Here is a 21,627-nt window from a genome sequence, read left to right on the forward strand (position 1 = left end):
TCCTCTGCTTTACTTACAAATTCACCGTCACAGGGGATCCGTTTGAGCATGTTTAGATTAGAGAATTCGCTGCAAAATTACGCGTGGGGAAGCCCTACCGCGCTGACAGAATTGTATGGAATCACCGATCCTCAGCAGCGACCGATGGCCGAACTGTGGATGGGAGCCCATCCTAAAAGCCCTTCTTTTATTGATACAAATGGCACTAAATATTCCCTGAGGGAATGGATTGCAGCGGATGTGACAACCCGATTAGGTTCCGCTGTCGCTGAGCGGTTCGGTGAACTGCCGTTTTTGTTCAAAGTACTCAGCGCCGCTCATCCGCTCTCCATTCAGGTACACCCGAGTAAATCCGCTGCGGTTGCCGGTTTTCAGCAGGAAAATCAGGCAGGTATTCCGCTTGATGCGCCGCAGCGTAACTACAAAGACGCCAACCACAAACCCGAATTAGTTTACGCGTTGACCCCATTTCAGGCGATTAATGGCTTTCGTGCCACCGCTGAGTGCATTGCACTCCTCACGCCGTTGGCGGATGTGCATCAGGTCATTGCTGACTACCTGAGCTCCCCTGATGAGCCGCACCTACGCCAGATGTTCACCACCCTGATTTCGCTCGAGGGTGAAGTGAAAAGCCGTGCTATCCGTACCCTGCTGAACCTGTGTAAAGAAAAGTCGGGAGAGCCATGGCGAACCATTGAGGCCATCGCGGTGGATTATCCCGATGATGGCGGCCTGTTTACGCCACTGTTATTAAATGTCGTCACCTTGCAGCCTGGCGAAGCAATGTTTCTTTATGCGGAGACACCGCATGCCTACCTGCAGGGTGTGGCACTGGAGGTAATGGCGAATTCAGACAACGTACTGCGCGCCGGACTAACACCCAAGCACATTGATGTACCAGAGCTGCTAGCCAATGTGCGCTTCCAGCCCAGCCCGGCCAATACCCTGCTCACCCAACCGATACGGCAGGATCACGGCGTACAATATGCCATCCCGGTTGATGACTTCGCCTTTTCCATCGAGACACTGCAACCTGAACCTCAGCCACTGCCCGTACCCAGCGCCACCATCGTGTTTTGCATTGAAGGTGAGGCGCAGCTTATTAGCGGCAGTGAACGCTTGATTTTGCAGGCAGGCGAGTCTGGTTTTATACCGGCAGATAACCCGCAAATCCTTGTGCACGGGCGTGGTCGGCTGGCTCGGGTGTTTAACGAGTTGCGCTGACAGGCTGACGCCGTCGGGATCAACTGCTATTATTTCAAACGATTATAATATTGCGCTGGCGGCGTAAGCGTACACATGGATAAGGACGACTCTGTAATGAAAAAAAGCAATATAGCGGTAGGTGTGATTGTCGCCCTCGGCGTTCTCTGGACGGGTGCGGCCTGGTTCACCGGAAAGCAGCTTGAGAGCCATAAAGACGAACTGGTGCAGCAAGCCAATGCGCGCCTGCAAAGCTGGGGGCCAGCCAGCACACTGACGCTGACTTATCAGGATTACCAGCGTGGCATATTCTCAAGTCACGCCAAAGTGGTGATTCAGGCAACCGCACAAACCGCGGATAACGCCTGGTTAAAACCCGGCCAGTCGATCGTCCTGGATGAAACTATCGACCACGGTCCTTTCCCGCTGCTGCAGCTCAAGCATTTTAATGTGATCCCCAGCCTTGCTGCGGTTCACAGCGAACTGACCAACACCGATGCGGTGAAAAAACTGTTCGACCTGACCGACAACAAAACCCCGCTGGTGGCAGACACCCGCGTAGGGTACGCCGGTGCCAACCATACTGTGGTCAACTTACTGGCACTGGATTATCAAAACGCGCAGACCGGCGAGCGGTTTGCCTCTTCGGGTGGCGAATTCACCCTGGGTTCAGACAGTAAAGGTGACAAGGTTGATTTCGATCTGAATCTGCCAAACCTGGCTGTGACCGTGAAGAATGAAGATAATCAGCCGATCCTGTATACGGTGAATAACCTCAAAATGGATGGCAATACCTACCTCAGCCCGGAAGGCGTGAGGATTGGTGACCAGTCATTGTCGCTGGATAAAACCTCTGTAACGGTAAACGGCCAGGAAACCTTGACGCTGAACGATTTTAAAATCACCTCGTCGTTCGACAGCAAAGAGAACAAAATCGGCGGAACCATCGATTACGGTATTGGCAAAATCCTGCTGCAACAGCATGATTTTGGTGAGTCACAGCTGAAACTGACCGTGGCTAACGTCGACGGACAAGCCATGAAAACCTTCTCTGATAACTACAACGCGCAGTTACAGGACTTACTGAAACAGCAAGGTCTGGCGGACGATCCGGTACGTTATCAGGAAGATGTCCGTGCGATGCTGTTACAAAACCTGCCGGTGCTGCTGAAAGGCTCACCCAGCGTCAGTATTGCGCCATTTACCTGGAAAAACGGCAAAGGTGAAAGCAGCTTTACGCTCAACGCCAACTTCAACGATCCTGCGACAGTGACCGGCGAAGCCACGGATCTCTCTGCGGTGGTTGATCGGGTGCTGAAAACACTGGATGCCAAACTGAACATCAATATGCCAATGGCCACCGAGGTGATGCACCAGGTGGGCCTGGCAGAAGGCTATAATGCTGACGATGCGCAGAAAATGGCAGACCAGCAGGTGAAAGGCCTGGCCGCAATGGGCCAGATGTTCCGCCTGACGCAGCAAAAAGATGACAACATCACCACCAGCCTGCAATACGCCAACGGCCAGGTGACGATGAACGGTGACAAAATGACGCTGGCACAGTTTATGTCACGTTACATGTTAGGCGTCCCGACCAACGAAGGCATGCCACAGTAACACCCTCTAAGGGTACCGCAAGGTACCCTTTTTGCATTAAGCGCACAATAATCCAGCATCTGCACACGAAGTTGCGCAAATGGCTGGCGTAGATGCGCAAGATGTTTTTATACTTCTCTGCACTTCCTGATAACCAAGCGAGTGCACAATGATCGATCCCCGCCTACCCCTGACAGATATCCATCGCCATCTTGATGGCAATATCCGTGCTGCCACCATTTTAGACTTAGGCCGTGCGTTCAATCTGGCACTGCCCGCCGATACGCTGGAAGGACTGCGCCCACACGTTCAGGTCACAGAGAATGAACCTGACCTGGTTAGCTTCCTGAGTAAGCTGGACTGGGGTGTTAAAGTGTTGGGCAATCTCGATGCTTGCCGTCGTATTGCACAGGAAAACGTGGAAGATGCCGCCCGTGCTGGCATCCACTACACCGAATTGCGTTTCTCTCCAGGCTATATGGCCATGACCCACAACCTGCCGATTGCCGGCGTGGTAGAAGCGGTTATTGACGGTATTCGTGCTGGCCGTCAGCAGCATGACGTAGAAGTGCGTTTAACCGGCATCATGAGCCGTACCTTTGGGGAAGAAGCCTGCCTGCGCGAGCTGGAAGGTTTCCTCGCCCACCGCGATCACATTACCGCAATCGATCTGGCGGGCGATGAACTGGGCTTCCCTGGCAGCCAATTCGTCAACCATTTCGCACGCGCACGCGATGCCGGTTTCCACATTACCGTTCATGCCGGTGAAGCGGCAGGTCCGCAAAGCATCTGGCAGGCCATCCGTGAACTGGGCGCGGGCCGTATCGGCCACGGCGTTAAAGCGATCGAAGATCCTGCGCTGATGGACTATCTGGCAGAAAACGGCATTGGCATTGAGTCCTGCCTGACTTCAAACATCCAGACCAGCACTGTGGCTTCGTTGGCAACCCATCCCCTCAAGGCCTTCCTTGAACACGGTATTCTCGCCACCATCAACACCGATGATCCTGCGGTTCAGGGCATTGAACTGGCGCATGAATATGAAGTCGCCGCGCCAGCAGCCGGGCTGAACGCTGCGCAAATTCGTCAGGCGCAGGAAAATGGTCTGGCGATTGCCTACCTGAGCGCCGCAGAGAAACAGGCGTTGCGCAACAAAGTCGCGGGATAAACACCGTTTTCAGAGATAAAAAAACAGCGCCAGGGAAAAACCCCGGCGCTGTTTTCATTTTTAAGACTTACTGAAAAGCGATTATTTCAACGACAGGGTCTGCCGTTTTTCTGACGATTGCACACCCAGCTCAATCAGCTCCATCACCTGAATGGCTTGCTCTGCCGTGACGGGGTTTTCACCACGTCCCAAAATGGCATCACGGATACCGGCGTAGTAAGCCGGGTAATTTCCAGGAATGGTCAGATAGCTCTCTTCCTTCATCTCCGCGCCATCCGCCTGGGTGAGCGTGCCATCACGCATGTCATAGCCCCACTCCTCTTGCGGCGGACGCGCGCCGGATTTCAGCGCATCTTCCTGAGGATCAAGACCATACTTCACGTAACTGCCCAGAGTGCCATGCACCTGATAACGCGCCGACTCGGCCGCCACCAGCATGCTGCCGTGCAGCACTACCCGGCGTTGCGGATAGGTTAGCGTGGCATGGAAGTAATCGGTGGCCTGGGAACCGGCACGTAATTCTGCTAAATCGGCAGTAATCGAGACTGGTTGGCCAAACAGTTGCAGCGCCTGATCAATGAGATGTGGGGCCAAATCAAACCAGATGCCGCTGCCTGCGCCTTTCATCTCGCGCCAGCGTTGGCGTACTTCAGGGCGATAGCGGTCAAAATGCGATTCAAAATAGCGCACCTCACCCAGCTTACCGCTGGCAATCAGGTCTTTCAGCGTCAGGAAATCGCTGTCCCAGCGGCGGTTGTGAAACACGGAAAGCAGCAGACCTTTGCTCCTGGCTAATGCATCCAGCTCGCGCGCTTGTGACAGTGTCACGGTGAACGGTTTATCCACCACCACATGCTTGCCAGCATTCAGCGCGGCCTTGGCCAGGGGGAAATGGGTATCGTTGGGTGTTGGGATCACGATCAGATCCAGCGAGGGATCGTCAAACAGCACCTGCGGCTCACTAACGACCTGCACCTGCGGCCAGTCAGCATGTACTTTAGTCGCATCACTACTGGAGACGACAGCCAACTCCAGCTCTGGCGTGCCTGCAATCAGTGGGGCATGAAATGTTTTACTGGCAAAGCCATAGCCAACCAGACCCACCCGAAGTTTATCGCTCATGTGCACTCCTGTTGTATGAATATGCGTAGTTAAAGATCATCAAATATCGTCCAGGAGCGCCGTATTATAGCGGTTGGACCACTACTATAAAGTTTTATGCAATGAACTTGGGTGAGCTTTAACGATCTTCCATGCCCCACCCATGCCCCAATCATCCCTCTCTAACGTCAAAAGCTCGCAAACAATCCCTCTACTGCAACACCTCTTCCCCCCTCACATACGTGAAGGTCGGCTCAAACCGGACCATCGTTGCGCTCCAGCGTCAAAATCTCACAAACAATCTTCCCCAACACGATCACATCTTCCAGCGCTTCACCCTCTATCGCTTCGCCGTCTTCAGTGATCTGGCTCTTTGGGTAGTATTTGCCGATCAACCGGTAGCCCGGACAAATTATTAATCGACAAAGACTACCTGCATCTTTTTAAACGGTAATGCCCAGTCGGGAAGCCCGCGTACGCATCAGTGCAGCAACTTTGCTCACTTCATCATCCGTCAGGTATGAACTGAAAATGATGATCTGGGATACATCAACCTGACCGGCAAAGCTCCCATAACCGCTGCCGACACGAATGGTGTTTGTCGTCGGTACGCGCTTCGTTGCCGTGGACGAACTCCCGGTAATTCCCGACGTGAGATTTTTATACTGTGAGACAAGGGTGTCGCTTCCGCGAAGCACTCTTAAGGCCCAGGTGTTAATCGTCTCAGTCAGAAAGGCCTGGGCGCTTGTCACACCACTGCCAGTGCCGTCATCCCGACAGACCCCGGATGAAGTTCTGTTGGGGTACTGGTTAAACATGCTGATGCCGTAACTGGTCGGATACCCGGACAGGGATGCAGGGCCAGTGAACGTCCCGAAGTGCATCGGCGTCGTTGCGCCCGTTGTGGCCGGGCTGCCATCAGGCACTGAGACTGCCTTCGAAATCAGCATGACGGTAAATTCTGCCGTTTCTTTAATGTCCGTCTGAAGGTAGGAGGCATTACCGGTGAATCTCGCATAGTTAGTGCCTACCGTTGGTGCGCCGACAATTGCGCCATTCCCCTTGCCTGGAGCACGGTTGAACGCAATACGGTCAAGGGCCGTATCAAAGCAGAACCAGCCTTCCAGACCCCGCGCTACGGGTGGAGAAACCTTCGTGTACCACGGTGCTACTGAACCCACTGAAATTAATTCCACGCCCATAATATTTTTCCTTTCTTTATTAAATTAAATTGAGATACGTCGCCGCAACATAGGGGGCAAGTGACTGGTATAAATGTGGTCGGCCTGATTCATAGGGGTGCACGGCATCAGCCCATGTCAGTTTTCCGAAGCCGGTATCCGGATCTACACCCGTGAATGTCCGGCGATAGCCGTTGTCGGTGTTCAGGAAGGCCCAGGTCGGCGCAATCATGGTTTTCGTGTCGGCTCGCTGCGTATTCACTACTCCCATGGCACGCAGGATTTTGGTGTACTTCGTGGACCAGAGGGCATTCCGTTCCGTATCCATTGCGGTCGGCGGAAGCATTCGGATGATTTTCGCGTTGGGCCATGCCGCTCTGAGCCGGTTGAGGATCAGCGCCTCACTGTCCAGCACGTTGCTATAGATTTCAGCCTCCGGCCTGTCGCGCACATCGTTAGTCCCCACGCTGTAAATAATCACGTCCGGCGCAGTCAGAGAGAATCGGGTGGCATAGAAAGCAAAATCCAGCACCCAGCCGTTGCGGATGATATCCGCCGGGTCATCGCTCGTTGCTACCCGTAGGAAAGGATTTTGCGGCCACTTCGTGGTTTTGTCTTGTGCCAGGTAAGCAGCTTCTGCACCCGGCTGAACAATGCTGATCCGGTCTGTCACAGCACCCGTAAAATCGCCGGACTCCCATCCCTCACGACATTCTGCAAGCGCGCCGGAAGCATCATTGGCATCGCTCACTAATCGGGATGTATTCAGCGTCCCAATGTATTTCGCTGTGTAGCCTTTTTCAGAGAGATATTGAGAGAGGTAAAGCGGCCCCTGCCGGTTACCAATGCTGTCGCCAATCATCAGGATGTTGATGTCAGTGCTGGTCGTGGATGCCGGTACCGGAATTAAATCAACCAGCGCGCCATAGCGACCGTCTGTCGCATTCTCCGGCCGGAGATTCAGGACGGCCTGGCTACCGTAGGAATCAATATCAACCTTCAGCTCGCCATAGCCTGATAGCTGTGCGGGCGTAGTCAGCGATCCGATTGATGCCAGAATATCAGCGGCCGCCAGCCGATCTGAAACCAGCGAGGGAACATGGATGTTCACCGCCTCCCCGGCAAAGGCCGCTATTTTTCTGGAGCCGAAGAATACGCCATCGTCCAGAGTGGAACTGCCTGCCAGAACAGGCGCTTCACCGGGATCAGAAATGTCCTGCAGGATAGCGCCTTCACTATCAATCACGCGGATTCCCGGTAGCGGTGAATAACGCATCCGCAGCGGACCGATATCCAGGCCACTGTCGTCGGCATAAATCAGCCGACCTCCCTCCTCATCTCCACCCAGTGACGTGATACCGCTGGTGGAGCGGACGGTATGAAACAGGTCGGATATCTCGGTGCTGCTGTACTTCCTTAAAATCCCACCCTCTTCATCTACCAGAACTTCATACAGCAGCGCGGCGTCATTCTTGTTGATCAGGGCCATCAATGCGGTGACCTGCTCAAGCTGAGCAGGATGAAACGATGTGATCGCCCAGGACGTGCCATCCCATATCCAGTAGCTACCGGTGCCCGTGTCTATTGCCAGCACGTTGGGTGATTCAGGGACATACGCCAGTAGCGCGGCTTCGTTCGCAAAAGCGAGTGCGCCACCGTTGTCTTTGAAGTTTTTAAGCGCACCATAAAGCGTCTCGCGCTTGACACCAAACCGGTCTTCCCAGGTCGGGTTCGCCGTATCATTAACGGCTAAATCCAGATTCTCCGCGTTGTCGAATAAATCTTTGGGTGCAGAAGACCCCAGCGCGTTGCCGGTTTTATACGTTGTCATGCAAGCCTCATAAAAGAAAAAACCCGCCGAAGCGGGTCATAAATCAGGTAACGTCACCGGGATAGGTGGCGTCATCATATTGATAGAGTCTGGGGGTGTACTGGCTGGCGGTAACCTGTGTTGTGCCATCGCTTCCGGGGGCGATTTCAGTTAACAGGGCGTCGTAATAGCTGCGCTCAGAACTGCAGAAAATAAGCCGTGGCGGCTCAATTGCCGGGTCATCCATGATCCACTCGTCGTAACGCAGCGCCGATGTCAGCGCCAGCGATAGGGTGTAGTCATCCACTCTTGTCGGCACCAGCAGCTGTGTAGCGCTACCATCCTGTAGCCGGATCAGGCAGCGCGGATTACTGAATGACCAGTCAGGCGGCTCACTCAGTTCCAGTACAAGAGATGAGCCCGAAACGGATGCACCGACCACCAGGCAGCTCAGCGTGTTATTGCCCGGTATGTCATCCGTCAGCACAATCCTGTCCATATACTCGTAGCAGCGCGGATCAAGCTCACAGGTTGTGGTATGTGTCAGCCGCTGGTAGAGATACTTCATCAGCCGACGCATGCCGATTCGATAAGCCCGGTCCTGATCCAGTACGCCATCCAGCGTGTACTTTTCCACTTTTACTGGGGTCGGATTATCACTGGTCCGGCATTGCACAGTTTCTTCCGCCCAGGTCGTGCCATTGATATAAGTGACATCCACCCCGTCGTAGTCATCCTTCGAGGGTGCGGAGAACGCGGTCTGCAGCGCTTCCGTTGTTTCCTGGGGGGATATTGCGCCTACCCAGTTTTTTATGCCCTCCCGTCCGGCAGAAGCCAGGCCATCAGACAGCAGGAAATACCCCATGCCGGCATTGGTAATCGACTGGAGAATATCAAGGGCTGAGGTGTTGTCATCACTGGCGGCAAAGTCGAAAGTTTCCCCTCTGGGTGTCCAGTAGGTACTTTCCAGTGCCGAGATGGTTGCCGTGTCGATGCCAGTGATGCCCAGGCTGTTCATCACGTGCATCATTGCGCCGCTTATCGATCTCGATGGATAACCCGTATAAAGCCGGGTGGCCTCAAGATTAACGCGGCGATCTGACTGTGACGCCAGGCGGTTGCCGGTGCGGATGGTCAGGGCTATCGTGGTAACGTTTGCGTAACTTGCCGGCCGTTTGGCCAGGCGGGACCTTAGCGCCTGCCAGTAAAGTCCATTAACTGTTCTGGCTCCACCTATCTTAGTCGTGCGGCGTGCACGTACTTCATATTGCGCTGCAGTAAGACCGCTGATCCGCTTAGTGTAGCCATGCCCGTTCGCCGTTTGGCCCTTGAAGTCATATGACGCAGTTTTCCATGCGCCACCTGCAGAAGCATCTCTGTATTGAACCTGTACATGTACAGTGTGCGACTGAGAGTCGCCGTTACTTTTGTACTGAATGTGACCGTTAGGGAAAATGAAATTGTTCTCAATGACCGTTGTGGTTTCACCATCTGGACAGGCCATAAAGGGACCCAGCCAGTTTTCCGCATCATTATCGCCTGATACCGAACCATCCAGTACCGTTCGGGCCGTGAACCCAGGCCATGACGGATCGGGTTCCGTTCCACCGCTGCTTGTATTACGCAGGCGATTAACGGTAATCGTGCTTTCGTCTACACCGGTAATCACATACTGGCCTGTGCCATACATCAGTGAGAGGCGTTCTGTCCCTATTGGGAGGCCAGCAAATGCCTTGCCGGTCGCAGAATCATAGGCAAGCGTCACATTTGCCTGAACGCCCGCCGCGCCGCCGCTTGATGCTGTTCCAGCGGTATTGATCGGAGCATCACCAAAAACAGATACCGGAAGCGAAGAATTAACGATAGTGCTACCAACGAAGGGGCTCGACTCTTCCTGTATCAGCACGCGACCGGAATTGTCGATCGCTACCAGGCCTGAACCCGTCAACGCGTCAGTGATGGCATCCACCAGGCCGCTCATGTTGATGTAGTCGGCCACCAGGTTAATGGTATAGGTCGCGCCCTGCCAGGTGATGGTGAATGTGTAACTGCTTCCGCTAAAGTCATACGTGGTCGGCGCTGCACTTGCGGAAATACTGGCAGCGTTACCACCTACCCCCGGTACCGGGGCCACCGCCTCTGTATAAGATGCAATAAACAAGCTGTAACTGTTGTCGTTGTAGATCAGTGTCACCGGCATCCCTAAAACTGGTACCAGTTCCGTCAGATCGCCATAGATAACGCTGTAACCACCCGCCGCACTAATCACATAGCTGTCGGGTGCTACAACCGTCAGGACGGTTCCCTCAACCCATGAACTCGGCACGCTGATGTCATCTGAGCTGTCATCATCATCGTCATTTTCATTGGTAACGCCGATCAGCGTAATGGTTTCTTCACTGAAGAGGACGGCTGCCGAATTCACATAAATGCTGTCTGGCGCGGTGGAGTTGGTATCGAGGCCACTGCCGCTATTCGTGCCCCCTACCTCCGTAGACGACCACCAGTTTTCACTGCGTACATCACCAGAAACCGTCGCACCAGGCTGATAAATCGAATAGCTGGCATCGCTGCCAAAGCTGGCTAACGGCGTGGTGCCGATTCGTATTCCTGACTGGGGAATGTTGAACGTGCCTACCCCAACGCAAAGAAACATCGTAGTGATGAAATTCTCCGGTGTGTCAGCATCAAACCGGGATATCGGTGGCAACACATAGTCAGGGTAAACGCGGTATTTCCCGAAAATCTCCCTGATAGGGTCGCCAAGGCTCGCTGTGTTGGCTTTTGCCGGATTGAGGTTTAGGGCATCTCCGCTCTGCTGACTCGCTGTGTCAGTATTTAGCGTGCTCATCATGTAGATGGAGTATGCCGCTGAGGCTACAGCAATAGCGACTGCTGTCCATACAACCCATGCAGGAGCGGCCGCATACGGCACCGGATAAATTTTGATATCACTGTCAGCGCTGATAACAAAACTTCCCCAGAGATCTGGCGACAACCCAATGCCATCAACTTCAATTGAGATTGGTTGAGTCACATCACTTCGATAGCCCGTGACGTTCTCATACAACCACTGCTCAATCGTTCCTTGCCAGTGTTGATGGGTTTCCAGCGGTTCGCCTGGCAGGCGTGAAGGATAAATGCGGATCGTCACTGGTAATACTCCACTTTTACGTATTGCCGTTCAAAACGATTCACAGGTAGCACGGTGACGTTCTTTTTCGGGTTAGATTCCATGACCTGAAGCTGGCCAGCCACCTCAACTACAATGCCCAGATGGCTCACCATTCCTGCTGTGTAAACAGCGGCAACTGCCCCTTGACGGGGCTGACAGGGTTTCACGTTGCACTGAAAGTCCGAGCAGGCCCGTCCCATTGCATCTCCCTCCTTGAGGATGCCTTCAAAAAGAGGCCATTCAGGTAACCCCAAATCCCGGCGAACCTCGTGCACCAGCCCGTAACAGTCAAGCACCGGGTAAGCGCGTCCGCCCATCTGCCAGGTGACAGAAAGGTATTTATCCAGATTAATCATGATGAACCTTAAGAGAGGTAGCGGAGACCCGGGAAGTTTGGCAGCGTGTATCGATAGCGCGGCCATGCAGTGTTCAAGACATTCATGTAGCCAGCGGTTATCTGAACTTCAGTTGAAGTCCAGTATCCTGACTTGATAGCCAGCGTATAAGCGGTTGACGCTGGTGCCGTTAAATCCGTTGATACGTAATGCCTGTAGGTCAGTGTCGCTGAACTAAGTTCACTGAGAGCAGAGCGAATAGCAGCTGAGACGGTGCCTTCAACATTGCTAATCGCAAATTGAAGATCCTGGGTTCCGTCCGCGTTTCTTGCCGGTAGCGCAATATCAATACCACAGGCAATGAAAGTCCGTGATGTTCCGTCTTCCAGCGTAGCTGTAATATCCTCATATCCCTTTGTCAGCCAGTAAGTATTCGTACCAACCACAATTTCGAGCGTTTCAATAATCACTTCCGATCCGCTGGAAGCGTAAAGCCTGTTCAGGATTGTCATGCTTCTGGCCACTCCCGGTTCATGGCTATATCGATAATGCTCTGATCCATGATCATGTCTGGGAATTCACCCCAGCCAGGTGGCAGGATTGGCCGTTCCCAGAGCTCAAGCGTTGCCGTAAACTGCCAGCGCTCAAATCCAACCAGCGTCGGCCCTTGGTAAATATCTGTGAACCGGCAGACATAATCATCAACACCTAGAGGCGTGCGGATCCGCATGTTGAACCATGCCGCACCATCGCTGATAGCATCCCGGTGCCATGCTTCAAAGAGCTGAGACTGCTGCTCACTGAAGATCCACGTAACACCTACCTGAGTCGGTGTTGATGTATAGAGTCGCCGCTGCCTGGCCCGGCCGGAAGTTAGCTGCGTGCGAAGCAGAGGACTCGTTGGTTGATAACCGAGCCCAGTTCGCTGCGGCATTGAGAGGTATTTGTGGGGGTAGTTAATATCTGTCGTTATTGCCATTATTACCTCGCCAAATCTGGGAGCATTTATCAGAAAAAATTATCCAACCCTATTTCTGGTGCTGAACGAGGTCTTTAACGCCTTCGATGCCTGGCCCGTTCCTTTTGCCAGGTCACCAACCACCATCTGATAACCCTGCTTTGCCCCTTGTGCCGCTGCCTGCTGAATCAAAAGCAATGTCCGATCATCAGGATTGCCGTTGACCTGAATCGTCTGGTGAACCGTCTGGCCGCCGCCTCCCGCACCGCTGATATCCTTATTGCTGATCACCGAGCCGTTATCACCTGGAATCATGTACTGGCTGCCATTACTGGCTTTGAAAATTTCCGGTTTTCCGCCTTCACCTACCTTGTACATGTTGCTGGCGCTGACTGGTCCGCCGTGTTCGCGTGCGCCAGCGATAGACATAGCTTTTGCCCCGGCCATAGCAGTTGTATATCCCGCCAGGCCAGCGGTCGCAGCGCCACCAGATGTAGCTATCGATGCCGCCATTGCGGCCGGAGACCAAGAAGCTAAGAGCGTACCTGCAGCAGCTGTGCCTGCTAGCGTTGATGCTGCCAGGGCGGCAGTTGCTGTTGCCTGATTTGCTGCTGTAGCTGCGTCTTGTGCTGCTTGCCCCATAACCGCTGACATAACCCACTGCGTACCCATCTGTACCAGGCTGCTAACCACTCCATTAATTACTGCAGTACCGAGATTGGCAAAAGCCTCTGAAAGACTCTGGGTTCCGTTCAGCAAGCCGGTGATCGCATTGGTTGCTCCACCGGATAGCGATTCAATGGTTGTGGCCAGCATGGCGCTCGAGTTGCTTTGGGCTTTGAAAATGGCCCACTGTGCATTGATACGCTGCTGTTCATACTCAGTGTTAGCCGCGTTCATCAGATCAAGCCCACGCTGCGTGATTTGGCCTTTTTGTGTTTCAAACTGCTGAATCAGCGCCAGCTTCTGAGCATTTTCATTAGCAAGCTGCTGCACAGGATCAATAGCACCCTGCGCTTCCTGTAATGGGGTTACTCCAGCATTTTGCTTTGCCCTGATTTTGGCGAGATTTACCTGGTGCTCTTGCTCAAGTTGCTCAGCCGCAGCGTCATGCTGCTGCTGGGTTACGGTTTTTTTATCCAGAGCGAGCTTGAGTTCAGATACCTCTTTTTGGTAGCGATTATTTTCAGCATCTTCTGGCACCAGCTTGAGAGCTGTTGCTTGAGCTTTAATTGCCGCAGCCTTATCCCATATAGCTGCCGCATCAGCCTCAATTTGAGCAACCTGCTGCGGCGTAGGATTGGTTAGCTTTTGCCGGGCTGCGAGTATGGCCTGCTCACGTGAAAGGTCACTCGTTGAGTCAGCTGATAAGGATGCCTTTTGGCTATATTCATCAAGCACTCTTGCATTACGTTCAGCTTGGCTCGATGCCTTTTTAGCCTGTGATGTCGCTTCAGATGCAGCCTTTTTTCGATCTTTTTCTTCTTGCTGTAAGTCAAAGTTTTCACCCGCTATTCGACCCGCTGTATTAATTTGGTTCTGGTTTTGGGTGACCTTACTCTCTTCTATTTCTGCTTTCCTAACAGCTCTTAATCTCTCATCCTTTATTTTGAGTAACTCATTTTGTTCTTTTAGATCCTGAATTCCAGCATCACCTTTGGCTGTAGGCTCAGAGATCTGGAGTGCATTAGGGTTAAATTGCTGCCCAGCCTGGTTGGCTCTGTTTATTTCGTCGGCGGTTGCGCCAAAGGCCTTGGCTACCGCCCCCTGGATTCTTTCGAGAGTTGTGCCCCTCTCGATTAGCTTGTCATGGATACCCATGGCAGTGAGCATGTTGTTACTCAACGTAATCTGAGCATCGTCACGCAAATTTGTTGTATTAGTGAGCTTTGTTTCGGTAGTTTCCAGATCGCGCTGCTTTTGGTTAATCTGGTCAGTAAGTTGAGCAGCTCGCTGAAGTAAACCGTTTCCCTGCTCAATTGTTGTGCCATATTTTTTCCCTGAAGCTTCGGCTTCATCCCTTCGGATCGTCAATTCGGCAATTTCGGATTTAAGGTCAGCAACAACGTCCGTTTGACCTCTTATAGCTATATTGGCATCAGCTATAGTCCCTCTGAGGGAAGTATTACTCATGCTCTTAAGAGAGTCGTTTAGCTTATCAACGCCATCCGCGAAAGATAACGCTTCCTCCTTGGCTTGTTTTGACTGCTGCCAGAAATAATAAATAGCTGCTCCGGCTATCATCGCTATACCAGCGGGCCCGCCAATCAGATTCATACCGGCACGCAATAAAGCAACGGATGAAGATGCCGCCCTTGTGGCAACAACCGTCGCCTCTTGTGAAGCGGTATAGACTCCATTTGCTACGGATGCGACCCCTGTTGCATCTGCAGTTGCAAGGCGAGCCGCACTAACCTGAGCCTCGGCGGTGGTAATTGCTGAAGCGCGAGCCTGAGCGGTGGCTGCTTCTGCTGCTGAAAGCCGAGCATTTAATGCAGCCGATGCTTGCTGCAACTGCGCCATTCTAGTCGCTGTAGCAATTCTTCCTTGATCCGTGATTTGCGCTCTTAACCTTTGCGTTTCAAGAACTTTCTCAGCATCTATCTGCGCAATTGTAGTTCGGATTGAAGCCGCTTCCGCTTCTGCTAACTGGACCTCTGAAACCACCGAGGCATTTGTGGCCCTAATAGTCTTGAGTCGACCCTCAGCAAGGTTCAGGGTCTGTATTGTTGCCGCCTTCTCCACTTCAGCTAATCGAAGTTTCGCACCAGCCTCCAACTCAGCGTCTTTTGCCGCTACGGCTGACGCTTTATTCGATGCAATAGTTGCAGCGGTATCTTTAACCTTAGCGGCAGTAGCCATAGCTAAAGCGCCAGCGAAACGGCTTCCCATCACAGCGGCTAGTGCGACGATCACACCGCTAATGGTGTCCAGATTTTGTGAAAGAGAGATCAGGTTGGTATTGAATGCCTTTATACCGGACGAAACAGTTGAGCTTTCACCTACAAATTTAGTGATGTTGTTCGTGGCGATAGTAAATGCCTGGCCCATTGTCACCGCTGTATTGGCGAATTCTTTCCCGATCACATCACTTTGCTGAAGAAGCCCTTTCACTACCACATCGGTTGTCAGTTGGCCCTGCGCCGCCATTGCACGAAGCTGTCCGATGGTAACGCCCAAAGAACTTGCCAGCGCAACAGCCAGGCGGCTACCGTTCTCGGAGAGTGAGTTGAACTCCTCGCCGCGCAGAACTCCCGAGGCCAGTGCCTGAGAAAGCTGAGTCATGGTGGAGCTGGCTTCTTCCGTGGTGGCACCTGATACAGCCAAACCTTTGTTGATGGTTGAGGTTAATGTGATCAGGTCTTTGGTGCTGGTACCAGCACTGCGCGTCGCTCGTTCCAGGCGGCCATAAAGCGTGGCAGTCGCATCAAGGCTACTCATGGTGTTCTGGGATATGTCGAAAACGCGCTGTGTTACATCAATCAACTGTTCGTTGGCTCGAACAGAGTTAGCCAGTTTGTTATTTACTGTGACCCATGCATTGCCCCACTCGGCGACCTGGTGAATGGTCAAGGCAGCGGCAAGCCCTTTAGCCACGCTTGTTAGCTGAGAAACAGCACCTTCCATTGAAGAAATGGATCGCTCAGTACGCGTAACGCTGGCTTCTAATTTACCCATAGAAGCGCCCATACCGCTCAGGGCAGCATCGACCTCACGGCGTGCTGCAATGAGCTTTGCCGTTTCCATATCAACTTCGTAAACGATGCTGCCTGCGTTGTAAGTGCCTGCCATTTGCGATCTCCGGGCATAAAAAAACCTCGCCGAAGCGAGGTTCTTTGAATTGGTTTAAAGGTTACTTTGAGAACAGAAACATACAGAAGATTATCAAGCCAATAATAGCAGCACCCCATGACAACACCGCTTGATTGAAAGCGGACTCTTTGGCATCACTTTCAATTTTTGCGATGTTCTTTCTATGGGATTCACTAGCTTTATCAAGCTCATGCATTGTTAAGGCTGTTTTTTCATCAGTGATAGCTTGGCTAAAACTTTCTACATAATCGACAAATTCAGATAGATTTATCCGGGTATATATTTCGACCATGGCATCACCTATATCTAACTCAGCGGCATGCTTGTTACCACCTGAAGCCTCTACAGAATTAACATAATCGAAGGCTTTCTTCGCCATTTCCCTAGCTGCCGCCCTATTTACCTTATGAACACCTTCAGACACGCCATCTTTAATAAAAAGATCTCTTACTTCCTCGTTGAAAGAAAATCCCATACCCCTATCCCCAAAAGTATTGTTAGGACAAATCCTAACCACTTGGAGATGCAAAGGGAAGCAAGAAACCTCACCGAAGCGAGCCATATTTAATTTTTTTGCTCAGTTGTAAGTATCTATCTTCGATCTGACGTCTTTTGCGCTTTGGCAATACATCGCATCTTCAGGTGTAGCCGGTTTATTTTTCATGCACTCAATGTAGATGTCATCATTTTGCTTTACACCTTTCATGATGATACCAACAACTCTTTTGCAAAGATCAGGGTTTCGATGATCCTTGCAGACTCCCTCATGCAACTGATTGAGCATATCCATTGACTCTTGCTCAGCTGAAGAGGTATTTGGCAAAAATATAACCAACGCCAACCCAAAAATAAAATTCTTCATATCCCTATCCCCATCAATAAAAAGCCACCCGAAGGTGGCTAGATACATTAACCGGCGTTCTCACATCCTGGCAGACTACGGTCGATAATCAGGTTACCTTCAACCCGTAAGCCAATCATGCCGAACAGGAACGAGTGGTTAAGTTGGGTGACAACAACGTCTGTCAGGCCAACGGCGCAACGGTCTTTCTCAATCGCGCGGTCTGCTGCTGTTTTAACGTTGGGAATACCAGTCGGGAAGATGATAACTGGATAGCTATCTTCAGCTACTACGCGCTTACCCTTGTAGAATTTTCCGCCATTCAGATTGTAGTTTTTAGTGCTGGCAACAGTTAAGTCAGCAACGCGAACAGTACATCCTGAAAGTAAAAGCGCTCCAAGCGCCAAAGCCAATACCTTTTTCATTTTTATGTTTCCATTGATTGCAATCGGAAACATCTTATCACGCAATATTTGCAAATCAACGCAAGAAACCCGCAGTTAAGCGCCCGATGAAAGAACGCTTCCAAAAAAAACCAAGCTGAATCATAGTGCCATCCTAACGTCCAAAAATGAGGGATCGAGCAGATGGCAAACTTCAAGCCTTTCGTTGGAAAAGACTATTTTCAAAGCAAATATGGCGTCCGAGTTCTGGTTCTGGGGGAGTCGCACTATGGTGACGACGGCGATGAGTCGGAGGATTACACCCAGATGGTAGTCGCAAACCATGCATATACTCCGGGCCTTCCATTTTTTTCTCGCGTAACCAAGTTGCTTCGCCTAAGCAAAGACACCCCATCGAATGAGGAACGTTACGATGCCTGGCAGCAGATAGCGTTTTATAATTTCGTACAAGAGTTTGTTGGCGAAAAGTGGAGAATGAGCCCAACCGCTAAAATGTGGGAGGATGCTGCTCCTATGTTTCTTGAAGTCGCGCGTGAATTAAAGCCCGATATCATTCTGGTTCTGGGACACAACCTCTGGGACAAAGTGCCTGCTTTGCCAGACGCTCACCCCGTTGAATGGTGCAGCGTTAAACACCCTGCGGGCGGAATGTCTTACGACGATTCATTTAGAGCATTTGAGCAATCACTAACAAATGCAAAATCTCTTGTTTAGCATGCGGGTACTCATGCCAAAAAGCCCACCTGAGTGGGCTTAGTTTTCTTGGCTTGAGCTGCCAAAGTAGTATCCTAAGATCAACGATGCTATCGGAACTACACTATCAAAAACCTTGTTGAACACCGTTTTTACATCTTCTGATGCAGATCCGTCTGGAAATATTCTGTATGCAATTAAAAAGCATATAAGTCCAAATAAACATATTAACACCCATCTAGCCATCTGGAATCTGGCATGAGGCAAGTGAAAATTGTTGTATTTTTCCTCAACCTCTAAAAGGCTACGGTCTTCTCTTTCAGCCACGATTAATTCCAACAATTTTGCCAACAGCCTTAAGGCTGCCGCCTTCATCCTTGATGATTCCCAGTTCCCTGCCTTTCTGGCGTTCCTCTTCCGCAATCTGCAAAAGTGCAAACGCACGTCGAATAGCATGAGATTTTGATATGTTCTGGCTTCTAGAAACCTGTTCCAACATTTCATCAATCTCTGGAGTGAGAGTAACACTGATTCTTGATTTAGACATATCGCACCTCTTTTGCACCACTTACGCCCCCATTGTGGTGCAATGTGAGTATTATTTCAACTATCCGTAGGTACTGGACTCCCAAAACACTTCCACTGGCATCAGAAAACATTCAGACCTTCTTCAAGCGCCGCGCCTTGCGCGCCAGATAGTTATCTGCCACTTGGTCATATTCTTCGCGGGTGAAGCCTTTCTGATCCGGGAATTTCTGTGCCAGCATCAGCGCAAACTCTGTCATGGTTAGCTGCTCGGCTTCTGCCCGGCTCATGCCAAGGTGATTACGTGCAGCGCTGATGTACTCAAAGGCATTAAACTCTGTCGCGCCCTGGCTGCTCTCATGACGTTGTAGCTGGCGCACTTTCGCTTTTCCGATGATGCCATGCGTGATGAGGGATTGCGCCAGCAGGACCATTTCCGCCTCTGGCATGACGCCCTTCCTGTAAACAAAGGCCCACTTCCCTGATCTACCCGGCACAATCTCGCCAGTCAGCCGGTTTAAATCCTGATCACAACACGCCTGCAAAATTGCCATCGCGGCCATTAGCGTCGGCTTGCTGAACACCGGGCGTGAAACGTGGCTGACTAACCAGTCAGGAATGCGCCCGTAAGCCTCCATGGCGCGTTTAAATAATGGCGTGGCATTGTCGTTGTGCACATCGTAAAAGGCCTGCACAACCTCCTGAGGCTCGCCTATTCGTGTCATGTTGGCAAAAGATGGCCGAAAGAAATACTCATTCTCTCCAACGGTAATCAGGCATTCGCCTATTTCTTTTAGCGGGATCATGTCGGCTCTCGGTAATCAGCATTATCGGAGCCACCTCAATGGCCCCTGTAATGCTGGTTATACGGTAACGGTGACAACAAACGTGGCCGTGAAAGCGCCATCGTTTGACGTGACCGTGATGTTGGCAGTACCTGCTGTAGCGACAGACGGCGCGCTGACGGTCACGGTGCTGCCATTGATGCTGACCGTAGCGCGAGCTGGCACGGACGACACCGCCGTGAAGCTCTGATCCGTGGCATCATTTGGGGCAATATTGACGGTAAAGTTCGTAGATGACCCAGCGGCGACTGATGCGTTTGTTGGCGCAACGGTAACGCCAGTAACCGGAACGTCTTCAACGGTGTCATACACCTGAATGGTGGATGAATCGCCCACCTTGAACTCGGTAGAGAACGTGGAAATATCGTTGGTACCGCCATCGGAGCTCAGCGCGGTGATATTCATGTAGCCACGGAACGTCACCGGGCCGAACTCCATGCGCACCCAGATGCCTGGCTGGCGCTTCGCGGCCACTTCGCCAGCGAAGTACTTGATGAGTTTGCCTACGCCATACTGGTCCAGCTTGTCCTTCTTGCGGACTTCGCCTTCAAAGCTGAGTGTGAAATCAGCATTCGTGATGATGCTCTCAACGTAACCGCCGCCATCGTCGGCGTCGCTGGTAACGCTGTTCGGGCTAAAGTCGAACGTTTTGCTGGTACCGGCGGCCAGAGACTTCCAGTCCCCTTCTGCCGGTACCGTGTCGCTACAACCATCGGCTACTTCAAGCACGACGGCACCACCGAACAAGCGTTCGTTACTGTTCTGGCATTCTGCCATGGTGAATCCCCTATGTTGGGCTAGTCGCCGAAAGTGGCGACGAACTGGAGTCGATAGACCAGGCGGCCTTCGTCAGTGAGAACGGGGGCAGGAATGCCGCCGAGGTTTTCCAGATAGCCGACGCAGTTGTCAGCCATTGGGTTTTGTTGAACATGGTCAATGATGGCCTGCACTGCAGTATCTGCAGCGGCGTTCCCGCCTTTCGCGCCAACCACGTCGACCATGATGAAATACTGCGCCCCCAGGCCATTACGAACCGGAGTGCCACCGTTGGGCCGGAAGACGATCATCTTATCTGCTGGCTTGCCCGTATCGTTCCAGACCAGCAGCTGTGTGATAAAGCCTGCAGTGAGTCCGGCATCCACAAAGTTGTTGCGCACCCGCGTGTGCATTGGAGGGTTCATAGCGACATTTCCTTGTGGATGACTGAATCCACAGAATCCCTGGTTTTGGTGACAGCCTTATCGAGAAACTTAGGCTCTCCGGTTTTGTCCCAGATATAGCCCCGGGAACCTTTTGCTTGCCCCTTTTTTACCGGCCTGAGGGTATGCTTGCCAAGATGAACACCAGCGGCTTCATGAACACTAAGGGCGTAGTTGGCTGAGTAACCCACCTTGCCTTTAATTTTGGTACCAACAAACGACAAATCGCGGAACTGAGAGCTTAGTAATGTCCCGGTATCAATTGGGACCATTGATGCCGATTCACCCCCGATAATCAGCAATGCCGAGTGGAGGGCTCGCACGGTTTTTTTATCCTGTACGTTATCAATTGCCCGGTTCACCTTGCTGACTACCTGCTTAATACCTTTTACTTTCACACCCACGCTACACCCCCGTCAGGATTGCATAGTCATCGGCCAGCCGCTCGAAGGTGTCCGCATAGCGAATGGCCTGCATCACCTCGTCAGCGCCAGCCGCGATGGGGTCAAGCTCAGTAGATGCGCCGAACAGGATGTAATCGCCGGTGTCGGCCAGCGCGTATTCGGTCCAGATGGTATTTTTCACCACCTTTTCACTACCAATGGCACCCAGGCGCTTCGACAACCCACCCTCATAATCGCAAGCGATGATTTCTGGCGCTGCGAATCCCTGCGGATCGCCATATTCGTTCGGGCCGAGGTTACGCCAGATAGTGGCCTGAGCTGTGTACGACCAGTTGGCTAATGAAGACATCTCACGACCTCCAGCCGATTACAGTGG

At 52.1% G+C, this 21,627-nt stretch carries 23 protein-coding genes; 4 read left to right on the forward strand and 19 right to left on the reverse strand.

All coding sequences use genetic code 11. The annotated features are described in order from the left end of the window. Positions 1-48 precede the first annotated feature (48 nt). From manA to add, 3 genes are all read left to right on the forward strand, one after another. Entirely contained in the window at positions 49-1,224 is a 1,176-nt protein-coding gene (gene manA, locus B880_RS0104070; RefSeq protein ID WP_026042415.1) for a mannose-6-phosphate isomerase, read from the forward strand. Between the two features lie 96 nt (positions 1,225-1,320). After that, positions 1,321-2,820 (forward strand): YdgA family protein, encoded by a 1,500-nt coding sequence (locus tag B880_RS0104075; RefSeq protein ID WP_017346096.1) that lies wholly within the window; start codon positions 1,321-1,323, stop codon positions 2,818-2,820. 148 nt (positions 2,821-2,968) lie between these two features. Then, positions 2,969-3,967: an adenosine deaminase gene (add, locus tag B880_RS0104080; protein WP_017346097.1), complete on the forward strand. Its 999-nt coding sequence runs from the start codon at positions 2,969-2,971 to the stop codon at positions 3,965-3,967. Between the two features lie 81 nt (positions 3,968-4,048). Here add and B880_RS0104085 read toward each other — a convergent pair whose 3' ends face one another. The 12 genes from B880_RS0104085 to B880_RS0104140 all read right to left on the reverse strand — a co-directional run bounded on the left by B880_RS0104085 (position 4,049) and on the right by B880_RS0104140 (position 17,606). Continuing rightward, complete coding sequence (locus B880_RS0104085) at positions 4,049-5,089, reverse strand: oxidoreductase (protein ID WP_017346098.1); 1,041 nt, start codon at positions 5,087-5,089, stop codon at positions 4,049-4,051. A 233-nt stretch (positions 5,090-5,322) separates the two neighbouring features. Continuing rightward, positions 5,323-5,463, reverse strand: coding sequence for a hypothetical protein (locus tag B880_RS26585; protein ID WP_017346099.1), 141 nt, complete (start codon positions 5,461-5,463; stop codon positions 5,323-5,325). Between the two features lie 48 nt (positions 5,464-5,511). Further along, positions 5,512-6,270: a hypothetical protein gene (locus B880_RS0104095; RefSeq protein WP_017346100.1), complete on the reverse strand. Its 759-nt coding sequence runs from the start codon at positions 6,268-6,270 to the stop codon at positions 5,512-5,514. A 19-nt stretch (positions 6,271-6,289) separates the two neighbouring features. Next, entirely contained in the window at positions 6,290-8,080 is a 1,791-nt protein-coding gene (locus B880_RS0104100; RefSeq protein WP_017346101.1) for an SGNH/GDSL hydrolase family protein, read from the reverse strand. Positions 8,081-8,123: 43 nt separating this feature from the next. Continuing rightward, a complete protein-coding gene (locus B880_RS0104105) occupies positions 8,124-11,213 on the reverse strand; it encodes a host specificity factor TipJ family phage tail protein (RefSeq protein WP_017346102.1) in 3,090 nt (1,029 codons plus the stop codon). Next, positions 11,210-11,590, reverse strand: coding sequence for a hypothetical protein (locus B880_RS0104110; protein WP_017346103.1), 381 nt, complete (start codon positions 11,588-11,590; stop codon positions 11,210-11,212). The genes B880_RS0104105 and B880_RS0104110 overlap by 4 nt, the downstream gene beginning before the upstream one ends. A gap of 8 nt (positions 11,591-11,598) precedes the next feature. Then, on the reverse strand, positions 11,599-12,081 hold the full coding sequence (locus B880_RS0104115) for a DUF1833 family protein (RefSeq protein WP_017346104.1): 483 nt from the start codon (positions 12,079-12,081) through the stop codon (positions 11,599-11,601). After that, positions 12,078-12,548 carry a hypothetical protein gene (locus B880_RS0104120; RefSeq protein ID WP_017346105.1) on the reverse strand — a complete coding sequence of 157 codons (471 nt, stop codon included), beginning with the start codon at positions 12,546-12,548 and terminating at the stop codon, positions 12,078-12,080. Before B880_RS0104120 ends, B880_RS0104115 begins: the two co-directional genes overlap by 4 nt. Positions 12,549-12,587: 39 nt before the next feature. After that, entirely contained in the window at positions 12,588-16,319 is a 3,732-nt protein-coding gene (locus tag B880_RS0104125) for a tape measure protein (protein ID WP_017346106.1), read from the reverse strand. A 61-nt stretch (positions 16,320-16,380) separates the two neighbouring features. Further along, entirely contained in the window at positions 16,381-16,815 is a 435-nt protein-coding gene (locus B880_RS0104130) for a hypothetical protein (RefSeq protein ID WP_036645343.1), read from the reverse strand. A gap of 102 nt (positions 16,816-16,917) precedes the next feature. Further along, positions 16,918-17,202: a hypothetical protein gene (locus B880_RS0104135; RefSeq protein ID WP_157060498.1), complete on the reverse strand. Its 285-nt coding sequence runs from the start codon at positions 17,200-17,202 to the stop codon at positions 16,918-16,920. A gap of 47 nt (positions 17,203-17,249) precedes the next feature. Beyond that, positions 17,250-17,606 (reverse strand): hypothetical protein, encoded by a 357-nt coding sequence (locus tag B880_RS0104140; RefSeq protein WP_017346109.1) that lies wholly within the window; start codon positions 17,604-17,606, stop codon positions 17,250-17,252. A gap of 162 nt (positions 17,607-17,768) precedes the next feature. On the opposite strand from B880_RS0104140, the gene B880_RS0104145 reads away from it, so the two are divergent. Then, positions 17,769-18,299: a hypothetical protein gene (locus B880_RS0104145; RefSeq protein ID WP_017346110.1), complete on the forward strand. Its 531-nt coding sequence runs from the start codon at positions 17,769-17,771 to the stop codon at positions 18,297-18,299. 39 nt (positions 18,300-18,338) lie between these two features. Here the strand turns inward: B880_RS0104145 and B880_RS26590 are convergent, their stop codons facing one another. The 7 genes from B880_RS26590 to B880_RS0104175 all read right to left on the reverse strand — a co-directional run bounded on the left by B880_RS26590 (position 18,339) and on the right by B880_RS0104175 (position 21,600). Beyond that, entirely contained in the window at positions 18,339-18,605 is a 267-nt protein-coding gene (locus B880_RS26590; RefSeq protein WP_157060499.1) for a hypothetical protein, read from the reverse strand. After that, positions 18,598-18,825: a ribbon-helix-helix protein, CopG family gene (locus B880_RS0104150; protein ID WP_017346111.1), complete on the reverse strand. Its 228-nt coding sequence runs from the start codon at positions 18,823-18,825 to the stop codon at positions 18,598-18,600. The genes B880_RS26590 and B880_RS0104150 overlap by 8 nt, the downstream gene beginning before the upstream one ends. A gap of 112 nt (positions 18,826-18,937) precedes the next feature. Continuing rightward, positions 18,938-19,609 (reverse strand): DUF6246 family protein, encoded by a 672-nt coding sequence (locus B880_RS0104155; RefSeq protein WP_026042416.1) that lies wholly within the window; start codon positions 19,607-19,609, stop codon positions 18,938-18,940. Between the two features lie 57 nt (positions 19,610-19,666). Further along, positions 19,667-20,425 (reverse strand): Ig-like domain-containing protein, encoded by a 759-nt coding sequence (locus B880_RS0104160; RefSeq protein WP_017346113.1) that lies wholly within the window; start codon positions 20,423-20,425, stop codon positions 19,667-19,669. Between the two features lie 20 nt (positions 20,426-20,445). Beyond that, on the reverse strand, positions 20,446-20,829 hold the full coding sequence (locus tag B880_RS0104165; protein WP_017346114.1) for a phage tail termination protein: 384 nt from the start codon (positions 20,827-20,829) through the stop codon (positions 20,446-20,448). Then, positions 20,826-21,251 (reverse strand): hypothetical protein, encoded by a 426-nt coding sequence (locus B880_RS0104170; RefSeq protein ID WP_017346115.1) that lies wholly within the window; start codon positions 21,249-21,251, stop codon positions 20,826-20,828. The genes B880_RS0104165 and B880_RS0104170 overlap by 4 nt, the downstream gene beginning before the upstream one ends. A 1-nt stretch (position 21,252) precedes the next feature. Further along, entirely contained in the window at positions 21,253-21,600 is a 348-nt protein-coding gene (locus B880_RS0104175; protein WP_017346116.1) for a hypothetical protein, read from the reverse strand. Positions 21,601-21,627 lie beyond the last annotated feature (27 nt).

Origin of the sequence: Pantoea sp. A4 (genome assembly GCF_000295955.2) — a bacterium.
Taxonomy (GTDB): domain Bacteria; phylum Pseudomonadota; class Gammaproteobacteria; order Enterobacterales; family Enterobacteriaceae; genus Pantoea; species Pantoea multigeneris.